The sequence below is a fragment of the Nocardiopsis sp. MG754419 genome, assembly GCF_018207095.1.
Lineage (GTDB): Bacteria > Actinomycetota > Actinomycetes > Streptosporangiales > Streptosporangiaceae > Nocardiopsis.
The window spans coordinates 23,616-32,304 of sequence record NZ_QOCZ01000048.1 but is presented as its reverse complement, the minus strand read 5'-3'; the positions used below and the strand labels follow the sequence as shown (position 1 = coordinate 32,304).

Genomic DNA, 8,689 nt, shown 5'->3' with positions numbered 1-8,689 from the left:
GCTCGGGACGGGGACGACGTCATCGTGGCCTCCCGGTATAAATGACTGACTGGTCAGTCATAATAAGTCGCACGACCCCGACCCACAAGTGCGCGGCGCCCCCGAAGAGGGCGGGGCCGCCGCTCACGGCGACCCCGCGGGGATCTAGGGGGCGTGACCGACGTAGGCCAGGGCCTGGCGTACCAGGACGCCCTGACCGCCCTGCATGTCCGCCCGCACGTCCGGGCTCGTGGCCTCCTCGGGCGTGAACCACACCAGGTCCAGGGCGTCCTGCCGGGGTTGGCAGTCGCCGCTCACCGGGACGACGTAGGCCATGGCCACCGCGTGCTGGCGGGGGTCGTGGAACGGTGTGGTCCCGGGGGTGGGGAAGTACTCGGCGATCGTGAAGGGCTGGGGCGAGCTGGGGATGCGCGGCAGGGCGACCGGTCCAAGGTCCTTTTCCAAGTGACGCAGGAGCGCGTCGCGCACCCGCTCGTGGTAGAGGACCCGGCCGGAGACCACCGAGCGGTTGAAGCTGCCGTCGGGGTCGGCCCGCATGAGCAGGCCGACGTGTGTCACCGCCCCGCTCTCGTCCACACGAACGGGCACCGCCTGGACGTAGAGCACGGGCATGCGGGCGCGGACGCTCTCCAGTTCCTCGGAGGAGAACCAGCCGGGCTGGGTGTCAGCGGTTTCGGTCATGGGGTCCGCGGCCATCGTCCGCATGAAGCGGTCGAGCGGCCGCTCCCTCCCTTCGCTCTGTTCGTGTCCCGCGTGACGGTCGACCTCCCGCCACGTGGAGAGGCGGGAGCCCCGTCCGTCACGCGGGCGTCCAAATACCGCTTTTACCGCACGGGAGCCGTGAAAGCACGGCGCGGGGCCGACTTCGGGAGTGTCCGAGAGTCGATGGTGCGATCCGCGGGGTCGCGCGGCCCCCGCCGTGTCGGGCCAGAGCGGGTCGTCCGAGGTGACACCGAGCTGTCCCTGTGGTCACATCAGCGAGATTTCGGCGGTTTTTCTCACCAAAGGGCTCCCGCGACCTCGATGGAGAGGTTACGATCTCGTACGCGGTTGCGTAGTGGAAAGGTTACGTCCGGTGAGAGGTGGCCCGAGTGGCGAAGGATGTACCGTTCTCGGCCCGGGAACGTTTCTCCTGCACAGGGGTGACGGTGGTAGGCGTCCACGGCGAGGTGGACCTGGCCACCGCCGACCGGCTGCGTGACCGTCTCCTTCGGGCGGTCGAGGACTCCGGATGCGCCTGCCTGGTCGTGGACATGTCCGGGGTCGGCTTCTTCGACGCCAGCGGCGTGCGCGCACTCGTCTCGGTCCACCGCTCCCTGAGCGAACAGGGACGGCACATGGTCCTCGCCGAGCCCACGGCGATCGCCGAACGGGTCCTGGACGCCCTGACGATGCGGCGCCTGTTCGACGTCTATCCCATGGTGGAGATGGCGCTCAGTCACACAAGTGGACTGCGCGCGGACGGTCCGCCCATCCGCGACAACCCCGTCTTCTAGGCGTCCCGGACGAGGGCGCGCCCGCCCTCGGGGGAGCGGTGCCCCGGGCTCCGGCGGTTCCGGGAAGGGGATCCTCGGGCCGCGCACGGGGCTTCACGAGGGCTTGTGCACGGGTGGGCCCCGTGTCCGCTGCCCCACGGAGAAGTGAGGCGACGGGCACGGGGCCCGCAATGTCCGCGGGCCACGGGCGGCCCGAGCGCGTCGACGATGCCCGCCGCACCGTGGGCCACCCGAGCACGGGCCCGAGCGTCGAACGGGTCCCGCGGCGGACGGCTCAGGGGGCCGGCGGAGTGCTCTGCTCCTCGGCCTCCGCGTGGTCCTCGGAGCCTTCCAGGAAGGGCGCGAGCAACGCGGGCACCGCAGCGTCCGCCCAGGCCAGCCCCTGGCCCAGACCCACGTCCACCGCGGTGTACATGCCCGTCCCCGCGGCGGTGGTCGCCGACACGTCGGCCAGCCCCAGCCTGCGCTGGAAGGGGGAGCGCGTGATCCGCCAGCCGATCACCGCCGACCGCTCCAGCGTGACCGTGTCCCGGGCCGCCATGCCCTTGCGCAGCACCAGGTAGTCCGGGTGCAGGCCGTGGCCCAACCCGCGGTAGGAGCCCACCGCGTACCAGAACGCGACCACGCCCAGGATCGCCGCAGGAAGGAACCAACCCCAGCCGGGGGCGGCCTCCACGCTCCCACTGAACAGGGGGACCGGGATGATGTTCTCCTCGATGGTCCCGACCACCTCCCACCAGGACCCGGTGGCGACCCCGTGCAGCCACGCCAGCCCACCGGCCGCGGTCAGACCCGTCAGCGTGACGACGCCGGCCCGGGTGAACCGCCGGCGCAACGCCGCCCGCGGATGTCCCTCCAGTGGCACGTCCAGAGCGGAGCTCTCCCGGGCCATCAGCGCCGCACCCAGGGCACGGGCGCGGGCGCGGGGCATGGCCGGTGACAGCCGGCTCTTCGCACTGGTCTTCTTGTCGTCGTCGCCCTCCAGACCGGTGGCGACGGCCTGAACGGCGGCCCCGCCCACCGAACGCAGCACGAACGGCTCGTGCAGGACCACGCCGTTGAGCCGTCGACCCTCCACCGACAACGAGACACTGGTCAGCAGACCGCGCCGCAGCCGCACGGTGCCGTCGGGCTCACGGGTGAGGCGGTAGTCCCACCAGGTCTCCACCGCGGCGGCCACCAGAATGACCACGCCGGACAGCAACAGCCCGAACAGCGCCAGGGGCACGACGAGCAACACACGGCTCAGCACGAAGTCGGCCATCTGCTGCCCGCTGGGCAGTCCGGCCTGCTCGGAGATCCACCGCCATCCGTATCCGCCCGACTGCGCGTTGAGGCCGACGAGCGCGGCGATCACACCGAGGCCGATACCGAAGGTGGCGGTGGTGGCCGGGGCGTAGGCGAACCAGCGCGGGTTCAGGCGGGCGAGTTCGGTCCCCTCGTCCTCGGCCGGTCCGGCGTCCGTCTCCTCCGCGGAGTCCGTGGGGCCGGAGGCGCTCGTGGTCGGGGTGCGCCGCAACAGTTCACGGCGCAGCCGCTCACCCTGGTCCGCGGTCACGAACTCCAGCTTCAGCTGGTCCCCGCCGGTGCCGACCTTCTCACCCGTGCCCACGGTCACGGTGCACAGTCCGAAGACGCGGATGTAGATCGGAGCCGCCACGTCCACGCTGCGCACGCGTTCGCGCGGGATGGACCGGTAGGCCTTGGCGATGATGCCCGACCGCATCTCCATGCGCTCGACGGTCACCCGGTAGCGCACCGCGCGCAGCCGGAGCAGGTCCAGGTAGGTCGTCAGGCCGATGAAGGCCAGGGACGCCGGGAGCGACAGCCCGGCCCAGAGGGTCAGGTCCGCGATGAACAGGACCACGGTGGCCACGATCGCGGTGGGCACCAGGCACAGGGCCACGACCGTCGTGTTGGCCCACACCGACAGGGGGCTCAGCCCCAGCCAGTCGCCGGCCGGGTCGTCCTCCGGGCCGGGGTCCGTGTGCTCCGACCCGCCGGCGGGAGGCTCCGGGGTCGGCCCGTCCGTGTGGGCCGCCTCGGGCGCGGACGACGCGATGCGGTGTTCCTCGGCCGGGGAGGTCTCGGTGTGCCGTCCCGCGATGGCGGGCTCGTCGGCGTGCGGCCCCTCCGGGCGCCGATCCTCGTGCGGGGTCATGTCGCGTCCCCGGGAACGGCCTCGGTGCTGTCGGTGAGCTGGTCGGCCACCTCGGTGGCGAGCACGTGGTCGAGCCCGCTGATCTCGATCGGGCCCGCCGCGGACGCCGTCGTCACGGTCACGCTCGACAGGCCGAAGGCTCGCTGCAAGGGGCCGCGCGCGGTGTCGACGGTCTGGATCCGCGACATCGGGGCCACCCGCCACTCCTGCCAGACCCATCCACTGGAGGTGTACACGGCGGTGTCGGTCACCTCCCAGCGGTGCACCCGGTAACGCCACTGGGGCATCACCACGGTGATCAGCAGACCGACGCCGCCGATGACCCCGGTCGCGACGAGGAACCAGAACCGGACCGGTTCCCAGATGAGCGCGGGTACCAGGGGGACGGCGGTGAGGGCGATCGTCGTCGCGAGGGAGCGGGTGGTCCACCAGAGGACGGCACGTCGGTCCACGCGGTGGTGGGGCGGTCGCAGGCGCAGAGCGTCGGTGCTCATCGCGTCCACGTCTCCTCTCGTTCGGGCCTCGGGGCTGGCCGGCTATTAAAAGTGATATCACAATGCTATGCTCCAGTCATCACCCGAGGAGAGGGAACACCCATGACCGATACAGCGAACGTCATCAGGCCCGCGCCGCAGTACCGTGAACGCACCGCTTTCGGATCCAGCGGCATCCCCATGTTCTGCGTCTCCGTGGTGCTGTTCCTCGTCGGTGTGGGCGTCGCCCTCCTGCCCCTGCTCGACCTGCCCGGCGTCCTCGTCGCGGTCGGTGTGGTCGTGGCGCTCGCCGGCGCCTTCCTGTCACTCGGGCTGACCATGGTCGCGCCCAACGAGGCTCAGGTGGTCCAGTTCTTCGGCCGCTATGTCGGCACGATCCGCACCGACGGGTTGCGTTGGGTCAACCCGCTCACCGTCCGCAAAGCGGTCTCCACCCGGATCCGTAACCACGAGACCTCCGTCATGAAGGTCAACGACGCCTCCGGCAGCCCCATCGAGATCGCGGCGGTCGTCGTCTGGCAGGTCGAGGACACCGCGCGCGCCTCCTTCGAAGTGGACGACTTCGTCCAGTTCGTCTCCACGCAGACCGAGGCCGCCGTCCGCCACATCGCCGGCAAGTACCCCTACGACTCCTACGGTGAGGGCGAGGTGCCGTCCCTGCGCGACAGCGCCGACGCCATCACCGAACAGCTCTCCAAGGAGGTCGCCGAGCGGGTCGACGCCGCGGGCGTCAAGGTCGTGGAGTCCCGTTTCACCCACCTGGCCTACGCCCCCGAGATCGCCCGGGCCATGCTCCAGCGTCAGCAGGCCGGGGCGCTCATCGCCGCCCGCGCCGAGATCGTCGAGGGCGCGGTCACCGTGGTCGACCGTGCCTTGGAGCGCCTGTCCGAGGAGGACGTGGTGGACCTGGACGAGGAGCGCAAGGCCGCCATGGTCAGCAACCTGCTCGTGGTGCTGTGCTCCGACCGCCCCGCCAGCCCGGTCGTCAATACCGGAACCCTGTACCAGTAGATCCGGGTGAGGTGCCGTGCCCGAGCGTAAGAAGGTGCTGCTGCGGCTCGACCCCGCCGTCCACGACGCGCTCGCGCGGTGGGCCGGACAGGAGTTGCGCAGCACCAACGCCCAGATCGAGTTCCTGCTCCGTCGTGCCCTGGACGACGCCGGACGCATGCCGAAGGAGGCGGGGGACCTGCCCCGCCGCGGCCGTCCCCGCAAGGCCGGGCCCGCGCCGGACGAGGACGAGAACGACGAGCCTCGCTCACCCCGCTGACGACAGAGCCGGGCGCCTCGAACGGGGCGCCCGGCTCCGCGCCGTTGCGCTCGCGAAGCCGCGACCCGTCCGGGGTCCGGCATAGGCCGTCGTCGACGCCGACCTGCAGCCGGCCCCGCGTGCGACCGAGGCGAGGGCGGTGTCCCCGGAGCCCTTACCCCAGGGCGGCCGCCGCCGCACGCCCGGCGGTGCGGCCGGAGAACAGGCAACCGCCCAGGAACGTGCCTTCCAGGGACCGGTAGCCGTGCACGCCGCCACCCCCGAACCCGGCGACCTCACCGGCGGCGTACACCCCCGGCAGGGGCGTGCCGTCCGTGCGCAGGACCCGGGCGTCCAGGTCGGTGTGCAGCCCGCCCAGGGTCTTGCGCGTGAGGATGTGCAGGCGCACCGCGATGAGCGGTCCCGCCTTGGGATCGAGGATCTGGTGCGGGGTCGCCACCCGTGCGAGTCGGTCGCCCCGGTAGCGGCGTGCGCCGTGCACCGCCATCACCTGGAGGTCCTTGGTGAAGGTGTTGGCCATCTCCCGGTCGCGGGCCACCACCTCGCGGGTCACCGTGTCGGCGTCCAGGACGTCGTCGCCGGCGATCCCCTTCATCTTCCGGATCAGCTCCGGAAGTCGGTCGGCGACCACGAAGTCGGAGCCGTTGCGCTTGAACGCCTCCACCGGTCCCGGGGCGCCCGGCAGGACGCGCTGGAGGACCAGCCTGAGGTCCTTGCCGGTCAGGTCCGGGTTCTGCTCCGAGCCCGAGAGGCCGAACTCCTTCTCGATGATCTTCTGTGAGAGCACGAACCACGTGTACTCGTGGCCGGTGCGCATGATGTGCTCCAGGGTGCCCAGGGTGTCGAACCCGGGGAAGTACGGCGCGGGCAGGCGCCGTCCCGTGGCGTCCAACCACAGGGACGAGGGTCCGGGCAGGATCCGGATCCCGTGCCGGGCCCAGATCGGGTCCCAGTTCCGGATGCCCTCGGTGTAGTGCCACATGCGGTCCCGGTTGATGACCTGTCCGCCGGCGGTCTCGGTGATGCCGAGCATCCGACCGTCCACGTGCGCCGGCACCCCCGACAACATGTGCTCGGGCGCCCGGCCCAGGCGCTCGGGCCAGTTGCGGCGGACCAGGTCGTGGTCGCCGCCGATGCCGCCGGCGGTGACGACGATCGCCTGCGCGTCGCACGCGAACCCGCCCACGGCGTCGCGGTTGCTGGCCTGGCCGCGCGTGGTGTCACTGGGGGCCAACACCGTGCCGCGCACCCCGGTGACGGTCCCGCCCGTCACGACCAGTTCGTCCACCCGGTGACGGAACCGCAGGTCCACCAGGCCGCGTTCGGCCGCGGCGCGCACCCGGCGCTCGAACGGCGCGACCACCCCGGGTCCGGTGCCCCACGTGATGTGGAAACGGGGTACGGAGTTGCCGTGCCCGTCGGCCAGATAGCCGCCGCGTTCGGCCCAGCCGACGATCGGGAAGAGTTTCAGGCCCTGTTGCCGCAGCCACGTGTACTTCTCCCCGGCGGCGAAGTCGACGTAGGCCTCGGCCCACTTGCGCGGCCACGCGTCCTCGGGGCGGTCGAAACCGGCGGTGCCCATCCAGTCCTGGAGCGCGAGCTCCCGGGAGTCCTTGACGCCCATGCGCCGCTGTTCCGGCGAGTCCACGAAGAACAGTCCACCGAAGGACCAGAAGGCCTGACCCCCCAGGGACTGCTCGGGCTCCTGGTCCAGCAGGATCACCCGCTTGCCGGCCTCGGCCAGTTCGGCGGCGGCGGCCAGTCCGGCCAACCCGGCCCCGACGACGATCGCGTCGGCCTGGTCGGTGCTCATGGGTCTCTCCTCGCGGGTCCGGCGGATGGTGATGACGACTGTGCCCCGGCCCGCGGCGGACGACAAGGGTCCTGTGCGCTCCGCACCACATCCTTTGTCAGAGGGTGACAAAGGCGCTTTCGGTGTCGTGGCCGCGCGCCCAGGCCCGGGGCGGGCCCCTTCCGGTCGCCTCGGCAGGGGCCGACCGGGACCCGTTCAGGCACCGAACCGCACCAGCGACCGGCCGCCCCGGCCCCGCCGCATGCGTTCGAAGGCCTCCGGTACCCCTTCGAGGGAGATCTCGTCGGTCACCATCGCCGACAGACGCAGGTCGCCCGCGCGGACCGCCTCCGCCACCAGCGGGATGTCCCGGTCCGGGTCACCGGACCCGTACACGCACCCCTGGAGCGTGCGGCCCTGGTGGAACAGCTCCAGGGCGCTGAAGGACACCCGGTCCTCGGCCGAGCCCACCCCCACGACGGTCACGGTGCCCCCGCGTCGGGTGGAGTTCCAGGCCGTGCGCACGACCTCGGACCTGCCCACCACCTCGAAGGCGTGGTCGGCCCCGCGTCCGCCGGTGAGGGCCCGCACGGCCCTGTGGGTGGAGCCGTCGGCCACAAGGAAGTCGGTGGCGCCCAAGGACCGGGCCAGTTCCTCCTTCTCGGGGGAGACGTCGACGGCGATGAGGGGGTCCGCGCCGGCGATCCGGGCGGCCTGGAGCACCGACAGTCCCACCCCGCCCAGCCCCAAGACCACGGCCGACCGGCCCCGTCGTAGGGCGGCGGCGTTGTGGACGGCGCCCCACCCGGTGAGCGCGGCGCATCCCAGTAGCGCGGCCGCGGCGGGGTCGATCCCGTCCGGCAACGGCACCAGGGCCGTGGCCGGCACGATCGTGGCCTCCGCGAAGGCACCGGTGCCCAGACCGGCGTAGACGGGGGTGCCGTCGGTCAGCGCGGCGTAGGGGGTCAGTGCGCCGTCCAGAGCGTGCGCGCACAGGTGCGGTTCATCCTGTCGACAGAACCAGCACGCACGGCAGGCCGGTGCCCAGTTGAGGATGGCCTGCCGGCCGAGGGCCACACCCTCCACGTCCGGACCGAGGGCCTCCACGGTTCCGACCCCCTCATGGCCCAGCACCGCGGGCCAGGACTGGGCCAGGGTCCCGTCGGAGAGCGACAGGTCGGAGTGGCACACGCCCGCCGCGGCCATGCGGACCCGCACCTGGCCGGGGCCGGGGTCGGGCAGGACCAGGGGTCGGATCTCGGGGGGTGCGTCGGTCGTGTGGAAGACGGCGGCCCTGACGGTCGTGCTCATGGGAGGACTCCAATCATGGAAGTGCCGTGACCCTAGCAATACCGTCCGGTCGGTCTGTGGCGCGGGGGCGCGTCCGGGACGGCATGGCACGTCCGGGCGGGGGCGGCGTGCAGTTCCGCCCGCCGGAGGGAACCGGGGCTATTGGCGGCCTCTCCACGCGGGTAT

At 72.0% G+C, this 8,689-nt stretch carries 8 protein-coding genes; 3 read left to right on the top strand and 5 right to left on the bottom strand.

Going from position 1 to position 8,689, the window contains the following annotated elements; all coding sequences use genetic code 11:
* Nucleotides 1–144: 144 nt before the first annotated feature.
* Nucleotides 145–681, bottom strand: a complete 537-nt coding sequence (locus DSY14_RS11825) for an NUDIX hydrolase family protein (protein ID WP_211716557.1) — start codon at nt 679–681, stop codon at nt 145–147.
* A gap of 461 nt (nt 682–1,142) precedes the next feature.
* Between DSY14_RS11825 and DSY14_RS11820 the strand changes: the two genes are divergently transcribed.
* A complete protein-coding gene (locus DSY14_RS11820; protein ID WP_211716562.1) occupies nt 1,143–1,496 on the top strand; it encodes an STAS domain-containing protein in 354 nt (117 codons plus the stop codon).
* Between the two features lie 274 nt (nt 1,497–1,770).
* Here DSY14_RS11820 and DSY14_RS11815 read toward each other — a convergent pair whose 3' ends face one another.
* Together DSY14_RS11815 and DSY14_RS11810 are read right to left on the bottom strand one after the other, a co-directional pair.
* On the bottom strand, nt 1,771–3,657 hold the full coding sequence (locus DSY14_RS11815; RefSeq protein ID WP_211716556.1) for a PH domain-containing protein: 1,887 nt from the start codon (nt 3,655–3,657) through the stop codon (nt 1,771–1,773).
* Nucleotides 3,654–4,151 (bottom strand): PH domain-containing protein, encoded by a 498-nt coding sequence (locus DSY14_RS11810; RefSeq protein WP_211716555.1) that lies wholly within the window; start codon nt 4,149–4,151, stop codon nt 3,654–3,656. The genes DSY14_RS11815 and DSY14_RS11810 overlap by 4 nt, the downstream gene beginning before the upstream one ends.
* A gap of 102 nt (nt 4,152–4,253) precedes the next feature.
* Between DSY14_RS11810 and DSY14_RS11805 the strand changes: the two genes are divergently transcribed.
* Both DSY14_RS11805 and DSY14_RS11800 read left to right on the top strand, forming a co-directional pair.
* Nucleotides 4,254–5,162, top strand: a complete 909-nt coding sequence (locus DSY14_RS11805; RefSeq protein ID WP_211716554.1) for an SPFH domain-containing protein — start codon at nt 4,254–4,256, stop codon at nt 5,160–5,162.
* A gap of 16 nt (nt 5,163–5,178) precedes the next feature.
* Complete coding sequence (locus tag DSY14_RS11800) at nt 5,179–5,421, top strand: hypothetical protein (RefSeq protein WP_211716553.1); 243 nt, start codon at nt 5,179–5,181, stop codon at nt 5,419–5,421.
* Between the two features lie 154 nt (nt 5,422–5,575).
* Here the strand turns inward: DSY14_RS11800 and DSY14_RS11795 are convergent, their stop codons facing one another.
* Both DSY14_RS11795 and DSY14_RS11790 read right to left on the bottom strand, forming a co-directional pair.
* A complete protein-coding gene (locus DSY14_RS11795) occupies nt 5,576–7,234 on the bottom strand; it encodes an FAD-binding dehydrogenase (RefSeq protein WP_211716552.1) in 1,659 nt (552 codons plus the stop codon).
* Between the two features lie 195 nt (nt 7,235–7,429).
* A complete protein-coding gene (locus DSY14_RS11790; protein ID WP_211716551.1) occupies nt 7,430–8,524 on the bottom strand; it encodes a zinc-binding dehydrogenase in 1,095 nt (364 codons plus the stop codon).
* Nucleotides 8,525–8,689: the final 165 nt, after the last annotated feature.

Excerpts from the sequence above, each read along its gene's own strand:
- DSY14_RS11795 (WP_211716552.1), bottom strand. The coding sequence starts at position 7,234 with ATGAGCACCGACCAGGCCGACGCGATCGTCGTCGGGGCCGGGTTGGCC.
- DSY14_RS11815 (WP_211716556.1), bottom strand. The coding sequence starts at position 3,657 with ATGACCCCGCACGAGGATCGGCGCCCGGAGGGGCCGCACGCCGACGAG.
- DSY14_RS11805 (WP_211716554.1), top strand. The coding sequence starts at position 4,254 with ATGACCGATACAGCGAACGTCATCAGGCCCGCGCCGCAGTACCGTGAA.
- DSY14_RS11810 (WP_211716555.1), bottom strand. The coding sequence starts at position 4,151 with ATGAGCACCGACGCTCTGCGCCTGCGACCGCCCCACCACCGCGTGGAC.
- DSY14_RS11790 (WP_211716551.1), bottom strand. The coding sequence starts at position 8,524 with ATGAGCACGACCGTCAGGGCCGCCGTCTTCCACACGACCGACGCACCC.
- DSY14_RS11825 (WP_211716557.1), bottom strand. The coding sequence starts at position 681 with ATGACCGAAACCGCTGACACCCAGCCCGGCTGGTTCTCCTCCGAGGAA.